Genomic DNA, 23,394 nt, shown 5'->3' on the forward strand with positions numbered 1-23,394 from the left:
CCGGCCTTCGCCGGCCCAGCCAAGCTCAGCTGAGGTGTTTGCCCACCAGTCCGGTGATCTCGAACATCGTCACCCGATCCTTGCCGAAGACGGGCTGCAGCTTGGCGTCGGCCAGCACGCTGCGCTTGTCCTTGGGGTCCTGCAAGCCTTGCGCCTTGATGTAGTCCCAGATCTTCTTGATGACTTCAGTGCGCGCCACGGGCTCGGCGCCGATCACGGCCGCGAGTTCGGCGCTGGGCGTCAGACCCGCTGTGGGCTTTCTGGCCGCTGATTTCTTCGCTGCTGCTTTTTTGGCGGGCGCCTTCTTCGCCGCCGTCTTGCTGGGAGCGTTCTTGGCGGCGGCGCCAGCGCGGGCACCTGCGGTCACCCCCGCCTTGCGTGGGAACTTCGAGGGTTCGAACTCGAAGCTCACCTTGCCCTCTTGCGCGTTCCAGGCCAGGTAGGCCTTGAAGGGACGGCGGGTGCGCATGGAGACGAATTTGTCCAGCAGATCGGTCTTGCCCGTGGCGAGCAGTTTCATCATCTGCTCACGCTCGATGGGTTGCTGCAGGATGATCTGGCCGCTCTTGAAGTCACAACTCGGGGTGGCCTGCCCAGATGTGGGCAGGGATTTCTCGCAGACGTAGTTCTTTCCGTGCTCGTAGATCGCGCCGCCGCACTTCGGGCATGCGCCCAGCGACTCCCGGCCGGAGAAATCCACCAGTTCGCCGGTTTCAGACTCGTCCTCATTGCCGAAGTCGAATTCCAGCTTCCAATTCTTCTCTTCCTCATTGAAGACCAGCGCGATCTCGGCGGTGAAGGGCCAGCCGGCCTTGGAGCGGAAACCCTCCAGCGGGCCGATGCGCTTGTCGCGCAGGAACTGTTCCACCTCTGGTAATTCAAATGCGCGGCCCGCGGGCATCTTGGTGAAGGAGAAACCGCAGGCATCCTCGCCGGTGCCCTGCTTGCCCACGCAGGCGTAACGGCGGTAGTTTTCCTTGACCACGCCGCCGCAATTGGGGCAAGGTGTGGTGAGGGTGGCGTAATCGCCAGGCACGGTGTCGCGGTCGTATTCCTTGGCCTTCTTGACGATGTGCTCCGTCATGGCGGCGATCTCGCGCATGAAGGCCTCGCGCGTGAGCTGGCCGCGCTCCATCTGGGAGAGCTTGTATTCCCATTCGCCCGTCAGCGCGGGCTTGGAGAGTTCCTCCACGCCCAGGCCGCGCAGCAGCGTCATCAACTGGAAGGCCTTGGCGGTCGGGATCAGCTCACGGCCCTCGCGCAGCATGTACTTCTCGGTCAACAGCCCCTCGATGATGGCTGCGCGCGTCGCTGGCGTGCCCAGGCCCTTCTCGCTCATGGCTTCCCGCAGCTCGTCGTCGTCGATCAGCTTGCCCGCGCCTTCCATGGCGGACAGCAGCGTGGCTTCGCTATAGCGTGCTGGCGGTCGGGTCTTGAGGCCCTTGGCGTCGGCGGCCCGGGTTTGAACCTTTTCGTTCGGCTGTACCGGGACGAGGATCTTGCTGTTCTCCTTGTCCTTGTCGTCGGTTTCGTCCTCGGCCTCCTTGCCGTAGATGGCCAGCCAGCCGGGTTTGACCAGCACCTTGCCTTCGCTTTTGAAGTTGTGGCCGGCGGCGGTCGTGATCCGTGTGGTCACCATGTATTCGGCGCTGGGAAAAAAGACCGCCATGAAACGACGTGCCACCAAGTCGTAGAGCTTCTGCTCGGCCTCGCTCAATCCGCTCGGGGCTTGGAGCGTTGGGATGATGGCAAAGTGGTCCGAAACCTTGGCGTTGTCGAAGATGCGCTTGCTGGGTTTGACGTAGCCGTTCTTCAGCGCCGTCGCCGCGTGCGGTGCCAGGTGCCTGAGGCCTGAGTCGGCCAGCATGCCAAAAGTCTCCTTGGCCACGGACAGGTAGTCTTCGGGCAGGTGGCGTGAGTCCGTCCGCGGGTAGGTCAGGGCCTTGTGACGCTCATACAGGCTCTGCGCGATGGACAGCGTCGTCTTGGCGGAGAAGCCGAACTTGCCGTTGGCTTCGCGCTGCAGGCTGGTCAGGTCGAACAGCATGGGTGACGCCTGCGTGCTGGGTTTGCTTTCTTCCGTGACCGTCGCCAACTGGCCGCGCACGGCGTCAGCGATCGCGCGGGCTTCGCGCTCGTTCCAGAGGCGATCGGCTTTCTTTTCCGCGTCTTCCTCGTTCTTCTTCCACTTCGGGTCGAACCACTTGCCGGCGTAGTCCCCGGCCTGGGCGCCGAAGCTGGCGTGGACTTCCCAGTAGTCGCGGCTGATGAACTTGCGGATCTGTTCCTCGCGTTCCACCACCACGGCCAGCGTGGGGGTCTGCACCCGGCCCACGGTGGTGAGGAAGAAACCGCCGTCGCGCGAGTTGAAGGCGGTCATGGCGCGCGTGCCATTGATACCCACCAGCCAGTCGGCCTCGCTGCGGCTGCGCGCGGCGTCGGCCAGGGGCTGCATTTGCTTGTCGCTGCGCAGCTGCTCGAAGCCATCCCGGATGGCCTGCGGTGTCATGCTCTGCAGCCAGAGGCGGCTGACCGGCTTGCGTTGCGTTTTGGCGCGGGCCGCAGCGGCATCTTCGCTGCCGAAGGCATATTGCTCGATCAGGCGGAAGATCAATTCGCCCTCGCGCCCCGCATCACAGGCATTGATCAGTTTGTCCACGTCCTTGCGCTTGGCGAGCTTGACCACCGCGTTCAGGCGAGTCTTGGTCTTGTCCACGGGTTTCAGCTCGAAATGCGGTGGGATCACGGGCAGGTGGGTGAAGCTCCATTTGCCGCGCTTCACGTCGTATTGCTCGGGCGCCTGGATCTCCACCAGGTGGCCCACGGCGCTCGTCACCACGTACTGCTCGTTCTCGAAATGCTCATCATGTTTCTCGAACTTGCCCGCCGTGGGGGTGAGGGCGCGCACGATGTCTTGCGCGACCGATGGCTTCTCAGCGATGACCAAAGTCTTCATGAATACAATCCCTGTCTCGCGCGCGCACCCGCGCGCGCCCATACGAGTTCACCTTACCAAAAAATCCCGCCGTGTCCAAACTCCCCGCCGCTTCCTCAGCTTCCGGCCGTCGTATCCAGGTGCGGCGCTCCGGCGTCCATGGCAAAGGTGTCTTTGCCTTGCAGGACATCGCCAAGGGTGACGTCATCATCGAATACGTGGGCGAGATCATCAACTGGAAGGAAGCGTTGCGCCGTCATCCGCACGATCCCAAGGACCCGAACCACACCTTCTATTTCCACATAGACGAAGACCATGTGATCGACGCCAAGGTGGGCGGCAATGCCTCGCGCTGGATCAACCATTCCTGCGCCCCGAATTGCGAGGCGGATGAGACGGACGAAGGCCGCGTCTTCATCAAGGCGCTGCGCAAGATCAAGGCGGGCGAAGAGCTGAACTACGACTACGGCTTGATCATCGACGAGCCCTACACGAAGAAGCTCAAGGCCGAATACCCCTGCTGGTGCGGCAGCAAGAACTGCCGGGGCACCCTGCTCGCGCCGAAACGATAAATCCCGGAACAGGTTCTTGCAGACAACGCGGCGTGCCCTTGGGGCCCAGTCGCATGGTCCGCGGAGCCGGCGCCAGCCGTACCCGCGGCAATAAGACACAGATCCATGACACTCCAATCGGCCGCCGAGACGGTATGGGAAGCGGTGGCGCCCGTGCTGCCCGGCTTCACCGTCGAGGTGGTGCCGGAGATCGATTCAAGCAACACCGAGTTGATGCGTCGCGCCAAGGCCGGGCAGACCGAACCCGTGCTGCTGGTGGCCGAGCGCCAGACGGCCGGGCGAGGTCGTCTGGGCCGGGCCTGGAACAGCGGGGTCCAGCCGGGCGATCTGCTGATGTTCTCCCTTGGCCTGCCCTTGCGGATGGCCGACTGGTCGGGCCTGTCGCTGGCGGTGGGCCTGTCCCTGGCCCAGGATTTGCACCCCAGCGTGCAGATCAAATGGCCCAATGACCTTTGGTGGCAGGACCGCAAGCTGGCCGGCGTGCTGATCGAGGCCCTGGACCTGCGTTATGCCGTGGTCGGGGTGGGCCTGAACATCACGGCGGCGGTTGCCGAAGGCGCGGCGGCCATGAACACCGCGCCGGCCTGGGTGCAGGAGTTCGATCCGGCGGTGGACGCGCCTGCGGCCTTGTCGCGTCTGCTGCCTTCCCTGGTGCTTGCCGTACTGCGCTTCCAGGACCAGGGTTTCGTGCCCCTGCGCCCGGCCTGGCAGTCGCGTGATGCCTTGGCGGGCCGCATGGTGCGACTGAGCGATGGCATGGAGGGCCGGGCCCAGGGTGTGGATGAACGCGGCGCCTTGCTGGTGCATACTTCCGAAGGCGTGAAAAAAATCGACTCCGCCGAAGTCAGCGTGCGCCCCATGCCGGCTTGAGGCTGCCTGGCCAGATCCCTCTTACCGCTTCCACCGTTCCGTCTCCGCTTGCATGCTGCGTGTCGCCGTCCTGTTGCTGATCTTGCTGAATGCCGGCTATTTCGCCTGGTCCGAGGGGCTGTTGCGCGCCTATGGCTGGGCGCCGGCGCAGCAACGCGAGCCCGAACGCCTCGCGCAGCAAATCCGGCCGGAGGCCATCCGCATGCTGACCGCGCCAGCCCTCCCCGCTGCCTTGCCCGCGCCCCAGGCTGCGGCGCCCGAGGCCGCTGCTGAGGATGCCCCGGCCCGCGCGGCCGTGCAATGCTGGCAGGTCGGCCCGCTGGACGTGACGCAGTCTGCGCAGCTCGAGGCCCTGCGTCGCCAGCTCGGGCAGTCCTTCCCCACCGGCAGCTGGACGCTGGACGTGCGCGTCACGGCGCCCGCGCGCTGGATCATCTACATGGGTCCGTATGCCAACGCGGCGGAACTGGGCCGCAAGCGCGCCCAGCTTTCACCACGCACCCGTCGTGCCTTGCAGACCCTGGACAACCCTGAACTGCAGCTCGGTCTGTCGCTGGCCAGATTCGAGACCCAGGCTGCGGCCCAGGACGAACTGGACGCCATGGAGAAGCGCGGTCTGCGCACGGCGCGGGTGGTGCAGGAGTGGCCCGAGCGCCGACAAGCCTGGGCGCGTGTGCAGGTCGCGGATGCACCACAGGCCGCCGCAGCGCAAGCCACCTTGCAGTCCTTGCCCGCGATCAACGGCAAGGCGCCCGCAGCCTGCACTCCCTGAAGCGTCTCTAGGGGCGCCTTACTCAGGAGGCCTGCGTCTTGCGCATGGTGAATCTCACCGTGAACCGCGAGCCCGGGGGTTGCTGACCGGGGCGCAGGTCGTCGACCTCGATGCGGGCCTGGTGTTGTCGCGCGATTTCCTGCGCGATGGACAGCCCCAGGCCCGAGCCATCCGCCTGCATGCCCAGGGCACGGTAAAACGGCTGGAAGATCAGGCCGCGCTCGGCTTCCGGCACGCCGGGGCCGGAATCCTCGACCTGCAGCAGCACCTGATCGGTTGACTCGGTCAACACGCGCGCGGTGACGACGCCGGGGTGCCGCGGGCTGCTCGGTGTGTACTTGATGGCGTTGTCCAGCAGATTGCGCACCAGCTCCTTCAGCAGCGTCGGGTTGCCGTCCAGCAGCACGCCCGGCGTGCCGGGCGCGGGGCCGTCGTAGCCGAAGTCCAGGTGTTTTTCCAGTGCCAGGGGCACCACGTCGCGCATCGCTTCCACGGTGATTTGGGCCAGATCGCAGGGCTGCTGGGCCAAGGCCGCGCCGTTGCCTTCGGCGCGGGCCAGGGCCAGCAACTGGTTGACGGTGTGGGTGGCGTTGGTGCTGGCGCGCACGATCTGCCGCAGCGACTGCCGCAGGTTCTCGGTGCTGGCGTCGTCGCGTTGGGCCAGGTCCGCTTGCATGCGCAGGCCCGCCAGGGGGGTCTTGAGCTGGTGTGCGGCATCGGCCAGGAAGCGTTTCTGGACCGCGATCGAGTCTTTGAGCCGCATCAGCAGGTCATTGATTGAGCTCACCAGTGGCGCGACCTCCAGCGGCACGGTTCTTGATTCCAGCGGGCTCAGGTCGTCGGGCGCGCGCGCGCGGATATGCCCCACCAGATGGTCCAAGGGACGGATGGCCTGCGCGAGCGCGAGCCAGACCAGCAGCACCGCCAGGGGCAGCATGGCGAACTGCGGCAGCATCACGCTCTTGATGATCTCGGCCGCCAGCTGGGAACGCTTGTCCAGCGTTTCGGCGACTTGCACCAGGGCCAGGGGGGAGCCCGCCGCTGGCGCAAGGTCGGTGGAGGCTAAGGGTTCGAGCGCAATCCAGAGGGAGGCAATCCGTACTGGCGTGCCGTCGAATTCGCCATTGCGCAAGACCACGAGGCCGGGCTCCAGGCCGGGGCGTGCGATCAATTCCTGGGTTTGCGGTGCGGGGGCAGGCGGCAAGCCGGGGTCACCCGAGAGAAATTCCTGCCGGGTGCCCAGGACCTGGAAATACAGGGTGTCCGTGGCATCGGCATGCAACAAGGTGCGCGCAGGCATGGGCGGATCAAAGCGGGTGTGGGCGATGCCGGCCGATGTCTGCTGGTGGAGGTGTTGCGCCAGCGCGCGGACCTGGAGTTCCAGGGCGTGGTCGGAAGGTTTGCCTGCGATGTTCTGGGCGACCAACCAGGTCAGGATCAGGCTGACCGGCCAGAGGATCAGCAGCGGCGTCAGCATCCAGTCCAGGATCTCCCCGAACAGCGAGTGCTGTTCCCGCTGAAAGAGCTTTTTGCCGTAAGGCATGGAAAGAAACGGACCGGCTGAGTCTCAGGCCGGTGCGGTGGGCTGCTCGACGTTGTCCATCTGCGAGGCTTCCGGCGAGATTTTTTCCAGGCAGTAACCCAAGCCCCGCACGGTGGCGATGCGGATGGGGCCGCGTTCGATTTTCTTGCGAAGGCGGTGGATGTAGACCTCGATGGCGTTGGTGCTCACTTCCTCGCCCCATTCGCACAGACGATCCACCAGCTGGTCCTTGCTGACCAGGCGGCCGCTGCGCTGCAGCAGCACCTCCAGCAAACCGAGTTCGCGGGCGGAGAGTTCCACCAGGCGACCGTCGATGGTCGCGACGTGCCCGGCCTGGTCGTAGACCAGGGGGCCGTGCCGGATCAGGCTGCTGGCCGTGCCCAGCCCTCGGCGGGTGAGGGCGCGCACGCGGGCTTCCAGCTCCTGCAGGCTGAAGGGCTTGGCCATGTAGTCGTCGGCGCCATGGTCCAAGCCCTGCACACGGTCTTCCACGCTGTCGGCCGCCGTCAGGATGAGCACGGGCAGGTTGCCGCCACGGGCGCGCAGCCGTTGCAGCACTTCCAGGCCGTGCAGCTTGGGCAGGCCCAAGTCCAGGATGAGCAGGTCGAACTGGGCCTGTTGTGTCATCAAGGCGGCGTCGGCCTCCGCACCATTCGCGACGTGGTTGACGGCGGCGCCCGTGCCGCGCAAGGTGCGCAACAGGCCGTCGGCCAAGACCTGATCGTCTTCCGCAATCAGAATTCGCATGCGTGTGTCTCCGAGCAGTTCTCCGCCTTACGGGGGCGGGCTGCGTCATGTCTGGATTGATTCTAGGCGGGATGCGGGGTATGCAGGCGCTCGGCCTCAAGCGCCGAGCGGAGGAGCATTGGGGTCAGGGGCGAGTATTAGCTGCCGGCATAGGCTTCCAGTCCCAGCGCGATCACGGTGGCGACTTCGTCGCCGACGGCCTGCCGCAACTCGGCTTCCGCCTGCCGCACGGCCCGCTGGAAACCGCCCAGCCAGGCCAGGCCCGCAGGCGTGAAGCGCACCTGCTTGGCGCGACCGTCGTGCGCGTCAGCCCCTCGGGTCACCAGGCCCCAAGCCACGCATTGGTCCACGAGCTTGCCCATGGCCTGCTTGCTCATGCCGGCGGCGTCGGCCAGATCCTGCAGCCGGGAGCCCGTCACGGCCAGGTGCCGGGTGATGTGAATGTGCGCGGCGCTGATTTGCCCGCGCGCCGCCAGATGGGACAGGGCCAGGGGGACCTCGGCGTCATGCGCCAAGAGCGCCTGCACCCGGGTGTCGAAACGGCGCATGGCATGGCCCAGCAGGCGGCCCAGATGGGTCTGACGCCACCCATCGTCGATGGGAACCGGCGGCGGCGGATGGGGTGTACGGGGTGTAGTGTCCAGCACGCCGAAATAGTAAGCCAAAATGACTAAAAATCGGCTTTACGGAGAAGTATGTCGCTGCTAAAGTGCTGTTCAAGCATCCAGCCTGTGTGAAATATCAGGCGCCCTCTTCAACCCGACCAAGGAAACACCATGGACACCGCCGTCAAGAACGCCAACAGTGAAAAAGCCAAAGCCCTGCAGGCTGCCCTGGCCCAGATCGAGAAGCAGTTCGGCAAGGGCACCATCATGCGCCTGGGCGAGGGCGAAAAGATCGAGGACATCCAGGTCGTCTCCACCGGCAGCCTGGGGCTGGACATCGCGTTGGGCGTCGGCGGTTTGCCGCGTGGCCGCGTGATCGAGATTTACGGCCCGGAATCCTCGGGCAAGACCACGTTGACGCTGCAGGTCATCGCCGAGATGCAGAAGATGGACGGCACCTGCGCCTTCGTTGATGCCGAGCACGCGCTGGATACCCAGTACGCGCAGAAGCTGGGCGTGAACCTGCAGGACTTGCTGATCAGCCAGCCGGACACGGGCGAACAGGCGCTGGAAATCGTGGACAGCCTGGTGCGTTCCGGCGCGGTGGACCTGATCGTCGTGGACTCGGTGGCGGCGCTCACGCCCAAGGCCGAGATTGAAGGCGAAATGGGTGACAGCCTGCCCGGCCTGCAAGCCCGTCTGATGAGCCAGGCCCTGCGCAAGCTGACCGCCACGATCAAGAAGACCAACACCACGGTCATCTTCATCAACCAGATCCGCATGAAGATCGGCGTGATGTTCGGCAGCCCCGAAACCACCACGGGCGGCAACGCGCTCAAGTTCTATGCCTCGGTGCGTCTGGACATCCGCCGCACCGGCACCATCAAGAAGGGCGAGGAAGCCATCGGCAACGAGACCAAGGTCAAGGTGGTGAAGAACAAGGTCAGCCCGCCCTTCAAGAGCGCCGAATTCGACATCCTGTTCGGCGAAGGCGTCAGCCGCGAGGGCGAGGTGATCGACATGGGGGTGACCGCCCACATCATCGACAAATCCGGTGCCTGGTATGCCTACAACGGCGAAAAAATCGGCCAAGGCCGTGACAACGCCCGCGAATTCCTGCGCGAGAACCCGGAACTGGCCTTGGAAATCGAGAACAAGGTCCGCGAGTCGCTGGGCATCCCGCTGCGTGGCGAAGCCGGTGTGCCTGCTGTGTCCGCCGGTGGCGGAGATGCCGAAGCCTGAAACCGAGCCCATGCAGGCTTCTGACCAGGCTGTTCCAGCCGACGGCCCGGGGCGCAGCCGTAAACCGGCGCTTTCGCCGAGCTTGAAAGGCCGGGCGCTGCGCTTGCTGAGCCAGCGAGAGCACACCCGGCGAGAGCTGGAACGCAAGCTGGCACGCTTCGAGGAGGTGCCCGGCGCCTTGGCCCAGGCCCTGGACGATTTGCAAGCGCGGGGTTTCCTGGACGAACACCGCGCCGCCGAGTCATTGGCACACCGCCGCGCCAGCGCCTATGGCGCGGCGCGTTTGCGGCAGGAGATGCAGGACAAGGGACTGGGCCGCGAACTGATCACCCAGACCCTGGCGGGTTTACAGTCCAGCGAGGAAACGCGCGCGCGGCAGGTTTGGCAGCGGCGTTTCGAGGCGGCGCCCGCAGACGCCAAGGAGCGCGCCCGGCAAGCCCGGTTCCTGCTGGCACGCGGGTTTTCCGGCGACGTGGTACGTCGTGTGCTGGCCGATAAGGGTCTGGACCCCGACGGCGAAGTCTGAGTCGCTTGAAGCCTGAAGCTCCTGACCTCGCGCTTCAGAGCCCGAGCATCAGCTTGAGGTTCTGCACTGCGGCGCCGCTGGCACCCTTGCCCAGATTGTCAAAGCGCGCCACCAGCACGGCCTGGCCCAGCGCGTCATTGCCGTAGACGCTGAGTTCCATCTGGTTCGTGTTGTTGAGCGCGGTCGGCTCCAGGCGGCCGCTCGCCACGGGCGGCACGACGCGGACCCATTCGCTGCCCGCGTAGTGGGCGCGCAGCACCTCTTCCAGTTGTTCAGACTTGCGCACGCCCTTCATCAGGTCGAACTGCAGGCCGATCTGGTCGATCATGCCCGCGTAATAGTTCGCCACGGCCGGCACGAAGATCGGCCGGCGCGTCAGGCCGGTGTAGCGCTGGAACTCGGGCAGATGCTTGTGCGTCAGGCCCAGTCCATACACCTCCAGAGGCGGCGCGGTCTTGGTGACTTCGTAGGCTTCGATCATGCTGCGTCCACCGCCCGAGTAACCCGAGTAGCCCGAGAGCACGACGGGGTAGTCCGTAGGCAGCAGACCGGCATCGACGAGCGGGCGCAGCAGCGCGATGCCACCCGTCGGGTAGCAGCCAGGGTTGGCCACGCGCCGGGCCTGGGCCACGGCCCGTGCGTGGTCGCGCGTCAGTTCGGGAAAACCGTAGACCCAGCCCGGGGCCACGCGGTGCGCCGTCGAGGCGTCGATGATGCGTGGTCCTTGGTTCGCGCCCAGCGTGCCCGAGGCTTCCAGCGCATCGACCAGCGCCACGGTTTCCAGGGCAGCCTCATCGTGCAGGCAGAGGATGGCCAGGTCGGCCTTCGCCAGAATCTCGCGCTTGGCGGCCGGGTCCTTGCGGCGCTCCGGCGAGATGCTCAGCAATTCGACCTGTGGCACGGCCTCCAGGCGTTCGCGGATCTGCAAGCCGGTGGTGCCGGCTTCGCCGTCGATGAAGATTTTTTTTCGGGACATGGTGGGGCGGGACGACAGGTCGCTGGCAGCGGCTGGGGACAGGTGGCACGGACGGCGGCGTCAGGCGCGCACCGACGTTGTGCAGAGCAACATGATACATTTCGCGGCTGCGCCTGAACCGGCGCGTACCGCTGGCCGTGCCTGCCCCATCTGCAGCTTCGACGGCTTGCCGCTCCCGGCAACCGATAGAAACCATTTCCTGAGAGAGCCCTCATGAAGATCCACGAATACCAAGGCAAGGAAATCTTGCGTCAGTTTGGTGTGCCTGTGCCGCGCGGCATTGCGGCCTTCACCGTTCAAGAAGCCGTTGAAGCAGCCCAGAAGCTGGGCGGCCCGGTCTGGGTCGTCAAGGCGCAGATCCACGCCGGTGGCCGTGGCAAGGGCGGCGGCGTCAAGGTCGCCAAGTCCGTTGAGGACGTGAAGACGCTGGCGGGCCAGATCCTGGGCATGCAGCTCAAGACCCACCAGACCGGTCCCGAGGGCCAGAAGGTGCGCCGCCTCTACATCGAGGAAGGCGCCGACATCCAGAAGGAATACTACCTGTCCGCCGTGACCGATCGCGGCACGCAGAAGGTGGCCTTCATCGCCTCCAGCGAAGGCGGCATGGACATCGAGGAAGTGGCGCACAGCACACCCGAGAAGATCGTCAAGATCTTCGTTGATCCGCTCGTGGGTTTCACCGAAGCCAACGGCAAGGAACTGGCCAAGGGCATCAACCTGCCCGCAGACTCCGTGGCGCAGTTCATCGACGTCTGCCAGAAGCTCTACAAGTGCTACATGGACACGGACGCCTCCCTGGTGGAAATCAACCCGCTGAACCGCGACGGCAAGGGCAACATCATCGCCCTGGACGCCAAGTTCAACTTCGACTCCAACGCCCTGTTCCGCCACCCCGAAATCGTGGCCTTGCGTGACCTGGACGAGGAAGACGCGGCGGAAATCGAGGCCTCCAAGTTCGACCTGGCCTACATCAGCCTGGACGGCAACATCGGCTGCCTGGTCAACGGCGCCGGCCTGGCCATGGCGACCATGGACACCATCAAGCTCTTCGGCGGCGAGCCGGCCAACTTCCTCGATGTGGGCGGTGGCGCCACGCCCGAGAAGGTGACCGAAGCCTTCAAGATCATGCTCAAGAATCCCAAGGTCGAGGGCATCCTGGTCAACATCTTCGGCGGCATCATGAAGTGCGACACCATCGCCACCGGCGTCATCACGGCCAGTCGCGCCGTGAGCCTGAAGGTGCCGCTGGTCGTGCGCATGAAAGGCACGAACGAGGAGCTGGGCAAGAAGATGCTGGCCGAGAGCGGCCTGCCCATCATCAGCGCCGACACCATGGCCGAGGCGGCGACCAAGATCGTCGCCGCCGTGAAGTAAGCCCAGACCAGACGCGAAGGAATACATCATGTCGATTTACATCAACAAGAACACCAAGGTCATCACCCAGGGCATCACGGGCAAGACGGGTCAGTTCCACACCGAGAAGTGCCAGGAATACGCCAACGGCAAAAACTGCTTCGTCGCCGGCGTGAACCCCAAGAAGGCTGGTGAGTCGATCTTCAACATCCCGATCTACGCCTCGGTGAAGGAAGCTGCCAAGCAGACCGGCGCCACCGTGTCGGTGATCTACGTGCCCCCGGCGGGCGCCGCCGATGCCATCTGGGAAGCCGTCGAGGCCGACCTGGACCTGGCCATTTGCATCACGGAGGGCATCCCGGTGCGCGACATGCTGATGGTGCGCAACAAGATGAAGGAAAAAGAGGCCAAGGGCGGCAAGAAGACCTTGCTGCTGGGCCCGAACTGCCCCGGCCTGATCACGCCCGATGAAATCAAGATCGGCATCATGCCCGGCCACATTCACAAGAAGGGCCGCGTCGGTGTGGTCTCGCGTTCCGGCACGCTGACCTATGAAGCTGTGGCGCAGCTGTCCGAACTCGGCATTGGCCAGTCCAGCGCCGTGGGCATTGGTGGTGACCCGATCAACGGCCTGAAGCACATCGACGTGATGAAGGCCTTCAATGACGATCCGGACACCGACGCCGTGATCATGATCGGCGAAATCGGTGGTCCCGACGAAGCCGAGGCCGCGCGCTGGTGCAAGGCCAATATGAAAAAGCCCATCGTCGGCTTCATCGCGGGTGTCACAGCGCCTCCCGGCAAGCGCATGGGCCACGCGGGCGCGCTGATCTCCGGCGGCGCCGACACGGCCGATGCCAAGCTGGCCATCATGGAAGAGTGCGGTTTCAAGGTCACGCGCAACCCCTCGGAAATGGGCAAGCTGCTCAAGGCCATGCTCTGATCTGAGTGAGGGTGGTCTGGGCGCTTCCTGGACCGAGATGAGGCTGCCGTCCTCGTTCATTCAGTGATCAGGCCCGGTTGTTCAGCGGACAACCGGGCCTGACGTCATTTTGTCATTGCACGGCATGCCGCCCAGACGTCCTGCGAAGGATTTGCCACGAATTGCCGAGGTCCGGAACAGTTTGCCGAGCATCGCCGGGTGTGTGCAAATGCAAATTGCACGGCACAAAAGTGAGCTGGCTTGCGGCCCATTCCCGGCTCTGCTAAGGTCTGACGCATCGTCCCTTGCAAGGTGACGCAATGAGTCCCGCAGCACTTCACGTATGAGTAGGCGTCTGGCGTGGCGGAGCAAAGAAAAGCCATGGCAGCAAGCAGTTTGAGCTACAAGTTTTGCGCGCGTACCGATCAGGGACGGGTGCGCGGCAATAACGAAGACGCTTACGCGCTCGATGACGCGGCCGGTCTGGCTGTGCTGGCCGATGGCATGGGCGGTTACAACGCCGGCGAAGTGGCCAGCAGCATGGCCTGCGACAACATCCAGCGCAACCTGGGTGGCTGGTTCCGCGCCGATGATGCTGGCGCGCCGGTCACGCTGGACGACATCCGTCGCGTTTTGGAGCGCAGCGTCGCACAGGCCAACGCTGCCGTGCTACAGGCAGCACGGCAGCATTCCGAATATGCGGGCATGGGCACCACGTTGGTGGTGGGCGTGTTCCATGGCCGTGACCTGGTGCTGGGCCATATCGGGGATTCGCGCTGTTACCGTCTGCGCGATGGTCAATTGACCCGTGTCACCCGGGATCATTCCTTGCTGCAGGAGCAACTGGACGCTGGCCTGATCACTGCGGACCAGGCCGCTGTTTCCGTGCATCGCAACCTCGTGACCCGGGCCCTGGGCGTGGACCCCGCCGTCCTGCTGGAAGTGCACACGCACGCGGTCCAGGCCGAGGACTTGTACCTGATGTGCTCCGATGGCCTGTCCGACATGCTGCGCGACGCGGACATCGCGAAACTGCTGCGTCTGCCCCTGAGCCTGGAACTGCGCGCGCAGGCCCTGGTCGACATGGCCAATGACCGGGGCGGCCGTGACAACATCACCGTGCTGCTGGTCCACGCACAAGGCGCGCGCCCTGTGTCGTGATTTTTCTCTCATCCAGCGCATTTCCACCGCAGTTTTTTGGCACCCGGTCCCGCTTGCTCAGGGTATGCTCGCGTGATGTTGCGAATTGTTGCAAGAACAATTGGCTTGCGGCATGATCATGGGCCAGCTGCGCTGGGGGTTTCTCCATAAGTTTCCGTTTTCGGCGATACAAAAGCAGGCTGATACTCGATGGAGCAAACATGAAGGTGCGGGTCCTGGGGTGTTCTGGCGCCATTGCGCGGGGTAGTCGCACCACTTCCTTTCTGATCGACACAGACATCCTGATCGATGCCGGCACCGGTGTTGGTGATCTGACCGTGGGGGAGATGCTGCGCATCGACCATGTCTTCATCACTCATGCCCACCTGGATCACATTGCCGCCCTGCCCTTGATGCTGGACGCCATGGGCGCGCGACGCCGGCAACCGGTCATGGTCCACGCCCTGCCCCAGACCATCGAAGCCATGCGGGCGCATATCTTCAACAACCTCATCTGGCCCGACTTCAGCCGCATTCCCAGCGAGGAGGCGCCCTTCATGCGTTTCGTTCCCATCGAAACCGGGGACGTGGTGGAGATCGGCGGCCGGCGCATCGAGGCGTTGCCAGCCCAACACACGGTGCCTGCGGTTGGGTACGCCGCGAGTGCCGATCCGACAGCGCGCAAGGACGGCAAGGCCGCCACCTGGGTCTTCAGCGGTGATACCGGCCCCAACCCATCGTTCTGGCAGCGCGTCAATCAGCTGGATGAGGTCCGCATGCTGGTGATCGAGACGGCCTTCAGCCGCAGGGAAAGCAAGCTCGCGGAGATCAGCCAGCATCTCGCGCCTGACACTTTGGCGCAGGAGCTGGCGCAGATCGCCCCTGGAAGGGACTATCCCATCTACATCACGCACACCAAACCGACGGAAACGGTGCAGATTTTGGTGGAACTGGGTGGGCTCCAAAAGGATAGCCAGCAGAAAGCCCATCCTCCCAACACGACGGCCGGTGTCAGCCGTCTGTATGAACTGCATGCCCTGCAGGCGGGGCAGGAGTTTGATCTTTAGGCTTGGTTCGCCGCAGGCCGGGTTGTGCACACATTGGGGCAAGGACACGCCAAAGCCTGCACCTGTCGCAAGATAAGCGTGCCCAACACACTCGCTTGAGGCTGGCGCCGCATTCCACACGATTCAACTTTGGGTTTGACGCGCATCAAGCATCCGCGCCGTTGGGCCAGCATGTGTCCGCTGGGCGGGAAGTCTTGGGGTATTCTTCGGCGCGTTCATGGCCGTGCGATCTGCTGCGCCATGCTTGTCGGCATAACGACCCTCACCATTGCTCAAGAAGGAGTATTCATGAAACACATTGCCCAGAAGGGGTTCACCCTGATCGAACTGATGATCGTCGTGGCGATCATTGGCATCCTGGCCGCCATCGCCCTGCCCTGGTACCAAGACTACGCGGTGCGCGCCAAGATGTCGGAGGCCGTGCTGGCGGCCTCGCAATGCCGCACGGCGGTGAGCGAGGTCTATCAGGCCAAGGGCGGCACGGGCCTGCCTGCGGGCGGGGGCTGGGGCTGCGAATCGGCAACGCCGACGACCCAGTATGTCCGCGGGGTCCAGACGGATGAAAAAGGCGCCGTCCAGGTCACGGTGCACAACATTTCCGCCGATGTCGAGGACAAGACCGTGCTGCTGGTGCCGGACGTGAACGAGGGCAAGATCGTGGGATGGAAATGCGGTCCCGGCACGGTCGACGCGAAATACCTGCCTGGTGCGTGCCGGGAAACGGGTTTGACGGTGGGCACCGTTGCGCCCCAGCTGACGGACAACTGAAGGGTAGGACCTGGTGGCTCGTCCGGTGGATGCAAGCACTCAGCGCCGCAGCCACTGAGTCTGGCGCGTCGCCGCGCGAATCACGCCGCGACGTAGCTGCCGGACTTTCCGCCGTGCTTTTCCAGCAGGCGCACATCGTGGATCTGCATTCCACGGTCCACGGCCTTGCACATGTCATAGATGGTGAGCAGGGCGATCTGGGTCGCGGTCAGCGCTTCCATTTCGACCCCCGTGGGGCCCAGGGTTTCGGCCGTCACCGTGCAGCGCACGGATGAGAGCGGGTTCGCCGGCAAGACCTCAAAAGCCACCGCCACCCGCGTCAATGCCAAGGGATGGCACAGGGGGATCAGCTCGCTGGTTTTCTTGGCGGCCATGATGCCGGCGATCCGCGCCACGCCTAGCACGTCGCCCTTTTTTGCGTTGCCCGATTCGATCAAGGCCAGTGTGTCGGCTTGCATGTCGATGCGGCCGGTGGCCACGGCCACGCGCCGGGTGGTGGGCTTGTCGCCCACGTCAACCATGTGCGCCTGTCCGCTGGCGTCGAAATGCGTCAAACCATTCATGGAAGGGGCTTTATCAAAACATTACGTGGATCGCGCATCATACGGGCCATGAGATTGGACGGTTTGAAGCGCAAGCTGATGTGCCTGGGGCTGGCCTGCAGCGTCGGCGCGATGGCGCAAGGCAACCCGAATGCCTTGCCTGCGCTGGGCGACGGGCTGGAAATGAGCACCGGCGCGGAGCGCCAGCTCGGCGATCGCATCGTGCGCGAGCTGTACCGCAGCACCGCCTATATGGATGATGCGATCCTGGGCGATTATGTCGAGGGCATCTGGCTGCGCCTGATGGCCGCCGCGCGCCTGCGCGGGGAGCTCAGGCCCGAGATGGACGAGCAGTATGCCTGGGCGGTCCTGCTGGGACGAGATCGCAGCGTCAATGCCTTTGCCCTGCCCGGCGGCTACATGGGCGTGCATCTGGGGCTGATCGCATCGGTCGATGACGCGGACGAGCTGGCCTCGGTGCTCGCGCACGAACTCAGCCACATCACGCAGCGTCACATCGCGCGCATGGTCAGTCGCCAGGGGCAGCAAGCGCCCTGGATGATCGCCGCGATGATCTTGGGCATCCTGGCCGCGTCCTCCAGTCCGGATGCGGCCGGCGCCTTGATCGTCGGTGGCCAGGCCGCCGCCGTGCAAGGACAGCTGAACTTCTCGCGAGACATGGAACGTGAAGCGGACCGCGTGGGCTATGGCGTGATGACCCAGGCAGGTTTCAACGGTCAGGGCTTCGCCAGCATGTTTGAAAAGCTGCTGCAGGCCAATCGTCACAACGACACGGGCGCCTTTCCTTATTTGCGTAGCCACCCCCTCACCACCGAGCGGATCGCCGACATGCAGGCCCGCCAGCAACTGCAAGCCACGACGGCTCCGGTCGGGGATGGTGACAGCGCGATGGCGCATGCGATGCTTGCGGCGCGCGCGCGCGTGCTGGCCGATGCGTCCGTGGACAGTCTGCGTGCCGCTCTGGCGCAGGCACAAGAGATCGGGAGTCTGGCCGCATCGCAGCTGTCCGCGCGGCAAGCCGGCCTGATGTACGCTGGCGCCTGGGCGGCGGGTGAACTGCGCGACCCTGCGGCAGCGCAAAAACTATGGGAACGTCTGCAAGCCTTGGTGACTGCGCACCCCCAGGCGGCCTACCAGCTTCGTCTGCTGGGCGCTGAGTTGGCCTTGTCCGCAGGCGACGGGTCGCGTGCCTTGGCCCTGCTGGAGCCGCCAGCGTCCCGGTCCGCCGCTCCAATCGGCGATCTGGCAAAAATGCCGCGCGCACAGCAGTTGCTGCGCGCGCGCGCTTTGACGCTCTCAGGCAAGGAAGGTGCGGCGCGTGCCGCCCAGGCACTGCAAATCTGGCTGGCCGAGCGCCCGCGCGATGCGCAGGCCTGGCAACTGCTGTCGGATGCTTGCGCGGCGCAAGGTCAGACCTTGCGCGCCGTGCGCGCCGAAGCGGAAGCCTATGCCGCGCGCCTGGACTATGCCGCCGCCCGCGACCGCTACGCCGCGGCGCAGGACCTTATCCGCAGGGGTGCGGCCGGTAACGATCACATCGAGGCTTCCATCGTCGATGCGCGCAGCAAGCAGGTGGATGCGCTGCTGCGCGAACAGATGCGGGAACGGTGAGCTAAAGAGGACCCGAGGTAGCGGTTTGCGCCCATCTGACGCTGGGCGGACTTCTCTCCCGCCCTGGCCTCATTCGCTCGCCAGAAGCAGAAAAGCGGCCATGCCACCCAGAGCGCCCGGGGTTGCCCTGCGGACATCCGTCCCGGGTGACGGGCCGGTGATGGCTTGCGGAGCCTGGTCGAACTTGGGGCGGCGCACGTCCAAGACGCGCGCCGCTCCGTGCTTTGCTTGAAGCTCTTGCGTCATTTCTGGCAAGGGCCCGGTCGACAGCAGGGTGATGAGCTTGCCGCCGCGGACCTGCAGCCTGGGCGTGATCAGCTTGAACAGCTTGTCCGCCCATTTATTGCGCCAATTTTCCCGCGCCGTGTGGTTGACCCATTTGTTAATGTGCCGCGACATGCGCGGGGGACAGGCCACCACGATCCATTGAACCGGCTGGCGGCTGGCGCCCGATGCATCGTTGAGCACTGGGGCCAACTGCTGCAGCGCGTATTCAGCATCGTCCACGTACGCAATGATGGTGTCCATGATGTGCTCCTGGTGTTGACGAAAGGCTGAATGAAAACTCACTGGGGCATGCCTCGCGGGGCATGCCCTCAGTGAGGTCAAGCGGTATGGCTGCTTGGCTTGCCGGCGCCGGCTTCAGCTGCGGCGTCGCGACGTGCGGAAACGTACTTGCCGATCACCAGCACCAGCAGCGCGCCTGCGACGCTCGCACCATACTTCAGTACATCGGACTGCGGCAGCTTGAGCATCCATTGCCACTTGTCGGGGTTGGCCAGGACCGGGTCGGTCACGAGCATGCCACCCGCGATCCAGCCCAGCAGCATGCCGCCTGCCGTGATGATGGCGGGGAAGCGCTCCATCAGCTTGATCACGAGTTGGCTGCCCCACACGATGATCGGGATGGAGATCAGCAGGCCCAGGATCACCAGCAGCAGCGAGTGCTCACCCGCGTTCTGCGCGGCGCCCGCGATGGCGATCACGTTGTCCACGCTCATCACCAGATCGGCGACGACGATGGTCTTGATGGCTGCGAACAATTTGTCGCTGGCCGCCACGTCACCATGGCCTTCCTCGTCCGGCGCCAGCAGTTTCACGCCGATCCAGACCAACAACAGAGCGCCGACCACCTTGAGGAACGGCAAATTCAGCAAGGTCATCGCGAAGGCGATCAGGATGACGCGCAAGATGATGGCGCCGGCGGTGCCCCAGATGATGCCCTTGGTCCGTTGAGCGGGCGGAAGTCGACGGCAGGCCAGCGCAATCACGACGGCGTTGTCGCCGCCGAGCAGGATGTCGATGATGATGATCTGGCCGAGCGCGACCCAGAACGCCGGTGATGACAGAAAATCCATGGAGAACTCCGAGTTGTATTTCGATCTACAACCTGGCCAGATCTGTCGACGGAGGGAGGGCTCTCGCATTCCGATGGATGGGAATGCGCAGAAAACGCGCGCACTTCGACGAAACCTGACACAGGTTCCAATCGAAGGTCTTGCTCGGCATGGAGTGGTGAAGAATGTGCCCAACAAGCCGGAAGTCATGCTTCGTATTGACGACTTGTTGATATCAACCACGACGACGCCATTTTGGGGCGCCTCCCTGTGCCGAGGCTGATGGGAGCTACTCCCCTTCGTGGGGCGCATTAGACCATGGATTAACGCGGCCTCACAAGCGGGCCGTTATGATCGAAAACCGCGCCCTTTTAGGCACCCGTTTCGCTTCATTTTCCTCATTCAGGCTTCTTTCATTCCATGGCTGGCATCCACGTCACCGACATCGAAGCGGCCATCAATTACTGGCGCGAACGCGACCCCTCGCCTGACGGGGTGACGCTGCCCCCGCCGCTGCGCGCGCTGGCCGAGGTGTACGCGCTCATGGTGTTTTTTCGCGAACAGGAGGCCGATGAATTCAGCATGCCCGGGCCTGCCATGCAAGCCTGGCTGGCCTGGTATGAAAGCACGCCGGACACGCCGTGCATCGCCATCTGTTCCACCAGCCAGGGCGATTCCGTCTGCAAGGGATGCGGCCGCAGCTTCGACGAAGTGCAGCACTGGACGCAGATGCGGCCCGCGGAGAAGCGCGAAACCTGGCGACGCATCACGCAATTGGGCGAAGCCTGGCGCTTCAACCGTTACGCGGAACGCGCGCGTGGCGAGCAAGTCCAGGCCCGTCTGTTCGACGATGCTGACACAGCCTCACAAGCCTGATGACAGGCGCGCCGGGCAAGCCCGCGCATCCAGGCCTATTTCCAGCGCACAGGCTCCACGTCCACCTGCCGAGAGGCATTGCCCAGCATCAGCAGACCTTCCTGCAGCGTGGCCTGCAGCTGCATGCTGCGTTCGGCCAAGGTCGCCAAGGCCTGCGCGGTTTCGGTCGGGATGCGCCAGACCTGCAGCTTGTCCAGGCGCGTGAGCTTGTTCTCGATGCCGCGCCACCAGACCTCGGCCGCATGGCTGTAGGCGTAGAGTAATACGGCGTCGGCCCGACTGCAGGCTTTGGCGATCGGTTTGTCCTCGGGCTGGCCAACTTCCATCCAAAGGCGGGTCCGCCCGGTGTAGTCACGCAGCCAGACGTCTGGCTCGTCGGGGTCTGACAAACCCGCGCCAAACGCAAGAGTGCCATCGCCCTGGCAATCGGTCTGCAGACGGTGGGCCTGCAAGGCCAGCGCGACCAAGCGCGCCATCATGCGTTCATCGGTCTCGCTGGGGTGCCGCGCCAGCGTCAATGCATGGTCCGCGTAGTACCCATGATCGATGTCGGCGATCTGCAGATTGACCTTGTAGATGGTGGATTTCAGCGCCATGGGTCGAGGTGTGTGAACGTTGTGCGGGGCGCTCGCGCAAGGCGCGATGCCTGCGGGGATGCTCAGCGCATCACCCCGTCGCCGAGGGATGGTCGGGGGATGGCACGTCGCCCCGCAGGGGGCTCCGCGGGAAAGGGCTAGGCCCGCTTGGCCAACTCCGCAGCCTTGCCGGTATACGCCCCCGGCGTCAGCGCCAGCAGGCGTTGCTTGTCGGCATCGGGAATGTCCAGGCTCTGGATCAGCGCGTGCAGATCAGCCGCAGTGACGGATTGCCCCCGCGTGGCGGCCTTGAGCTTTTCGTAGGCGCCTTGCACGCCGTAGCGCCGCATCACAGTCTGGATGGGCTCGGCCAGCACTTCCCAGGCGGCATCCAGGTCGGCGGCGAGGCGCTCACGGTTCAGTTCAAGTTTGCCCAAGCCAACGGCCAGCGAGTGGTAGGCCAAAACGGCATAGCCGATGGCCACCCCCATGTTGCGCAGCACCGTGCTGTCGGTCAGGTCACGTTGCCAGCGGCTGACGGGCAGCTTCTCGCTCAGGTGCCGCAGCAGGGCGTTGGCCAGACCCAGATTGCCTTCGGCGTTCTCGAAGTCAATGGGGTTGACCTTGTGCGGCATGGTTGAGGAGCCGACCTCGCCAGCCTTCAGGCGCTGCTTGAAATAGCCCAGGGACACATAACCCCAGACGTCACGCGAAAAATCGACGAGGATGGTGTTGGCCCGCGCAATGGCGTCGAACAACTCGGCCATGTAGTCGTGCGGCTCGATCTGGATGCTGTAGGGTTGGAATTTCAGGCCCAGGCCCAGGGGTTCGGGTGTTTCGACGACTTTTTTCGCGAAGGCTTCCCAATCGAACTCTGGCCAGGCTGCGAGGTGCGCGTTGTAGTTGCCGACCGCGCCATTCATCTTGCCCAGGATCTTGACCGACGCGATGCGGTCGCAGGCGCCTTGCAGGCGCACGACTACGTTGGCCAGTTCCTTGCCCACCGTGGTCGGGCTGGCGCTTTGGCCATGGGTGCGGCTGAGCATGGGCACGTCCGCGTAGGCATGGGCCATGTCGCGCAGCTTGAGCAGCAGCTTGTCCAGCGCCGGCAGCAGCACCGTGTCGCGCGCACTGCGCAGTTGCAAGGCGTGGCTGGTGTTGTTGATGTCCTCGCTGGTGCAGGCGAAATGCACGAACTCGCTGGCTTTTTGCAGCTCGGGGCGGGCTTCGAAGCGGGACTTGATCCAGTACTCGACCGCCTTCACGTCGTGGTTGGTGGTTTTCTCGATTTCCTTGATGGCCTCGCCGTCCGTCTCGGAGAAGTTCTTCACCAGATTCAGCAAGTAAGTGCGTGCACCGGGGGACAGGGGCGGAAACTCTTTCAGGCCCGCATCGCTCAAGGCGATGAACCAGGCCACTTCCACTTGCACCCGGCGGTGCATGTAGCCCTGTTCGCTCATCAAGGGACGCAAGGGCGCCAGGCGGGACGCATAGCGTCCGTCCAGCGGGGAAAGGGCCGAAATCGAGGAAAACGTCATGGGTGGAATTGTAGAGGGCGACCGGTCGCAGGCGCCGTGGGCCCCCAAGCCGTCGATCGAGGGGGCTGGTTTTGAAATTGGCTTATGCCCAACCTGGCATGAGGCCCTCGCTAGAATCGGTCGCATGAGCTTGAAACTGATTGGGTCCTACACCAGCCCTTATGTGCGCAAAGTGCGCGTCGTGATGGCCGAGAAAAAGCTGGACTATGACTTTGTGCTGGACGATGTGTGGTCGGCCGAGGCGCGTGCCCCTGAATCCAACCCGCTGGGCAAGGTGCCTTGCCTGATCCTAGATGGCGGCGAGGCGCTGTTCGATTCCCGCGTGATCGTTGAATACGTGGACACCCTCTCGCCCGTGGGGCGGCTGATACCCCCTGCCGGGCGCGCGCGTGCCGAAGTCCGCACCTGGGAAGCGCTGGCCGACGGTGTGATGGACGCGGGCCTGCTGGCGCGCATGGAAGCCACGTGGCCGCACCGGTCCGAAGCCGAGCGCAGTCAGGCTTGGATAGACCGGCAACTGGGCAAGATCAGTGCTGCTTTGGCCGCCATGAGCAAAGGTCTGGGCCAGCAGCCCTACTGTGCGGGTGCCCAGTTCGGTCTGGCCGACGTGGCCGTGGGATGCGCCCTGAGTTACATGGATTTGCGCTTTCCGCAGATACCTTGGCGTGCGCAATATGCCAACCTGGTGCAGTTGCATGACAAGCTTATGCAACGACCCAGCTTCGCGGACACCGTGCCACGCTGAAATCCGCTTTCAAGCGCGATGGTCTCCAAAGAAAATGCCGCCGACCTCCAACGGTCGGCGGCATTTTCTTTTGCTACCGGTTTTCGCGGCTTGCAGCGCGGCTAGACCCGG

22 protein-coding genes and 1 pseudogene are annotated in these 23,394 nt (G+C 64.4%); 13 read left to right on the forward strand and 10 right to left on the reverse strand.

Features of this window, described 5'->3' with window-relative positions:
• Positions 1 to 25 precede the first annotated feature (25 nt).
• On the reverse strand, positions 26 to 2,956 hold the full coding sequence (locus tag AZ34_RS01630; protein WP_035604100.1) for a DNA topoisomerase III: 2,931 nt from the start codon (positions 2,954 to 2,956) through the stop codon (positions 26 to 28).
• Positions 2,957 to 3,027: 71 nt separating this feature from the next.
• Between AZ34_RS01630 and AZ34_RS01635 the strand changes: the two are divergent.
• The 3 genes and pseudogenes from AZ34_RS01635 to AZ34_RS01645 form a co-directional block, all read left to right on the forward strand.
• Positions 3,028 to 3,504: pseudogene (locus AZ34_RS01635) on the forward strand (SET domain-containing protein); the annotation flags it as partial.
• A gap of 108 nt (positions 3,505 to 3,612) precedes the next feature.
• The gene (locus tag AZ34_RS01640) at positions 3,613 to 4,377 is read left to right on the forward strand and encodes a biotin--[acetyl-CoA-carboxylase] ligase (RefSeq protein WP_035604106.1); all 765 of its coding nucleotides are present in this window, start codon (positions 3,613 to 3,615) and stop codon (positions 4,375 to 4,377) included.
• 52 nt (positions 4,378 to 4,429) lie between these two features.
• Positions 4,430 to 5,149: a hypothetical protein gene (locus AZ34_RS01645; protein WP_035604109.1), complete on the forward strand. Its 720-nt coding sequence runs from the start codon at positions 4,430 to 4,432 to the stop codon at positions 5,147 to 5,149.
• Between the two features lie 22 nt (positions 5,150 to 5,171).
• Here AZ34_RS01645 and AZ34_RS01650 read toward each other — a convergent pair whose 3' ends face one another.
• The 3 genes from AZ34_RS01650 to AZ34_RS01660 all read right to left on the reverse strand — a co-directional run bounded on the left by AZ34_RS01650 (position 5,172) and on the right by AZ34_RS01660 (position 8,083).
• Complete coding sequence (locus tag AZ34_RS01650) at positions 5,172 to 6,692, reverse strand: sensor histidine kinase (protein ID WP_035604112.1); 1,521 nt, start codon at positions 6,690 to 6,692, stop codon at positions 5,172 to 5,174.
• A gap of 24 nt (positions 6,693 to 6,716) precedes the next feature.
• On the reverse strand, positions 6,717 to 7,439 hold the full coding sequence (locus AZ34_RS01655; RefSeq protein WP_035604115.1) for a response regulator transcription factor: 723 nt from the start codon (positions 7,437 to 7,439) through the stop codon (positions 6,717 to 6,719).
• A gap of 137 nt (positions 7,440 to 7,576) precedes the next feature.
• Positions 7,577 to 8,083 (reverse strand): MarR family winged helix-turn-helix transcriptional regulator, encoded by a 507-nt coding sequence (locus AZ34_RS01660; protein WP_197026588.1) that lies wholly within the window; start codon positions 8,081 to 8,083, stop codon positions 7,577 to 7,579.
• 132 nt (positions 8,084 to 8,215) lie between these two features.
• Here AZ34_RS01660 and recA point away from each other — a divergent pair, with 132 nt between their 5' ends.
• On the forward strand, positions 8,216 to 9,286 hold the full coding sequence (recA, locus tag AZ34_RS01665; RefSeq protein ID WP_035604116.1) for a recombinase RecA: 1,071 nt from the start codon (positions 8,216 to 8,218) through the stop codon (positions 9,284 to 9,286).
• A gap of 10 nt (positions 9,287 to 9,296) precedes the next feature.
• Positions 9,297 to 9,812: a recombination regulator RecX gene (recX, locus tag AZ34_RS01670; RefSeq protein ID WP_081767032.1), complete on the forward strand. Its 516-nt coding sequence runs from the start codon at positions 9,297 to 9,299 to the stop codon at positions 9,810 to 9,812.
• A gap of 34 nt (positions 9,813 to 9,846) precedes the next feature.
• Here recX and argC read toward each other — a convergent pair whose 3' ends face one another.
• Entirely contained in the window at positions 9,847 to 10,788 is a 942-nt protein-coding gene (argC, locus tag AZ34_RS01675; protein ID WP_035604118.1) for an N-acetyl-gamma-glutamyl-phosphate reductase, read from the reverse strand.
• A gap of 213 nt (positions 10,789 to 11,001) precedes the next feature.
• Here argC and sucC point away from each other — a divergent pair, with 213 nt between their 5' ends.
• The 5 genes from sucC (at position 11,002) to AZ34_RS01705 (ending at position 16,038) form a co-directional block, all read left to right on the forward strand.
• The gene (gene sucC / locus AZ34_RS01685; RefSeq protein ID WP_035604124.1) at positions 11,002 to 12,162 is read left to right on the forward strand and encodes an ADP-forming succinate--CoA ligase subunit beta; all 1,161 of its coding nucleotides are present in this window, start codon (positions 11,002 to 11,004) and stop codon (positions 12,160 to 12,162) included.
• 28 nt (positions 12,163 to 12,190) lie between these two features.
• On the forward strand, positions 12,191 to 13,084 hold the full coding sequence (gene sucD / locus AZ34_RS01690; protein ID WP_035604126.1) for a succinate--CoA ligase subunit alpha: 894 nt from the start codon (positions 12,191 to 12,193) through the stop codon (positions 13,082 to 13,084).
• 360 nt (positions 13,085 to 13,444) lie between these two features.
• Positions 13,445 to 14,224 (forward strand): Stp1/IreP family PP2C-type Ser/Thr phosphatase, encoded by a 780-nt coding sequence (locus AZ34_RS01695; RefSeq protein WP_081767033.1) that lies wholly within the window; start codon positions 13,445 to 13,447, stop codon positions 14,222 to 14,224.
• 200 nt (positions 14,225 to 14,424) lie between these two features.
• Positions 14,425 to 15,270, forward strand: coding sequence for a 3',5'-cyclic-nucleotide phosphodiesterase (locus AZ34_RS01700; protein WP_035604127.1), 846 nt, complete (start codon positions 14,425 to 14,427; stop codon positions 15,268 to 15,270).
• 288 nt (positions 15,271 to 15,558) lie between these two features.
• The gene (locus tag AZ34_RS01705) at positions 15,559 to 16,038 is read left to right on the forward strand and encodes a pilin (RefSeq protein WP_035604129.1); all 480 of its coding nucleotides are present in this window, start codon (positions 15,559 to 15,561) and stop codon (positions 16,036 to 16,038) included.
• An 80-nt stretch (positions 16,039 to 16,118) separates the two neighbouring features.
• Here AZ34_RS01705 and moaC read toward each other — a convergent pair whose 3' ends face one another.
• On the reverse strand, positions 16,119 to 16,601 hold the full coding sequence (gene moaC / locus AZ34_RS01710; protein WP_035604131.1) for a cyclic pyranopterin monophosphate synthase MoaC: 483 nt from the start codon (positions 16,599 to 16,601) through the stop codon (positions 16,119 to 16,121).
• A 48-nt stretch (positions 16,602 to 16,649) separates the two neighbouring features.
• On the opposite strand from moaC, the gene AZ34_RS01715 reads away from it, so the two are divergent.
• Entirely contained in the window at positions 16,650 to 18,212 is a 1,563-nt protein-coding gene (locus tag AZ34_RS01715) for a M48 family metalloprotease (protein ID WP_051509446.1), read from the forward strand.
• Positions 18,213 to 18,281: 69 nt separating this feature from the next.
• Here AZ34_RS01715 and AZ34_RS01720 read toward each other — a convergent pair whose 3' ends face one another.
• On the reverse strand, positions 18,282 to 18,740 hold the full coding sequence (locus AZ34_RS01720; protein ID WP_035604133.1) for a hypothetical protein: 459 nt from the start codon (positions 18,738 to 18,740) through the stop codon (positions 18,282 to 18,284).
• A 77-nt stretch (positions 18,741 to 18,817) separates the two neighbouring features.
• On the reverse strand, positions 18,818 to 19,570 hold the full coding sequence (locus AZ34_RS01725) for a TerC family protein (protein ID WP_035604136.1): 753 nt from the start codon (positions 19,568 to 19,570) through the stop codon (positions 18,818 to 18,820).
• A 399-nt stretch (positions 19,571 to 19,969) separates the two neighbouring features.
• Here AZ34_RS01725 and AZ34_RS01730 point away from each other — a divergent pair, with 399 nt between their 5' ends.
• Positions 19,970 to 20,425, forward strand: a complete 456-nt coding sequence (locus AZ34_RS01730; RefSeq protein WP_035604139.1) for a DUF3717 domain-containing protein — start codon at positions 19,970 to 19,972, stop codon at positions 20,423 to 20,425.
• 35 nt (positions 20,426 to 20,460) lie between these two features.
• Here AZ34_RS01730 and AZ34_RS01735 read toward each other — a convergent pair whose 3' ends face one another.
• Entirely contained in the window at positions 20,461 to 21,021 is a 561-nt protein-coding gene (locus AZ34_RS01735) for a YaeQ family protein (RefSeq protein ID WP_035604141.1), read from the reverse strand.
• A 137-nt stretch (positions 21,022 to 21,158) separates the two neighbouring features.
• The gene (gene purB, locus AZ34_RS01740) at positions 21,159 to 22,538 is read right to left on the reverse strand and encodes an adenylosuccinate lyase (RefSeq protein ID WP_035604145.1); all 1,380 of its coding nucleotides are present in this window, start codon (positions 22,536 to 22,538) and stop codon (positions 21,159 to 21,161) included.
• Positions 22,539 to 22,668: 130 nt separating this feature from the next.
• Between purB and AZ34_RS01745 the strand changes: the two genes are divergently transcribed.
• Positions 22,669 to 23,283 carry a glutathione S-transferase N-terminal domain-containing protein gene (locus AZ34_RS01745; RefSeq protein ID WP_035610595.1) on the forward strand — a complete coding sequence of 205 codons (615 nt, stop codon included), beginning with the start codon at positions 22,669 to 22,671 and terminating at the stop codon, positions 23,281 to 23,283.
• Positions 23,284 to 23,394: the final 111 nt, after the last annotated feature.

It is taken from the genome of Hylemonella gracilis str. Niagara R, assembly GCF_000600295.1.
In the GTDB taxonomy this organism is placed as follows: Bacteria; Pseudomonadota; Gammaproteobacteria; order Burkholderiales; family Burkholderiaceae_C; genus Hylemonella; species Hylemonella gracilis_A.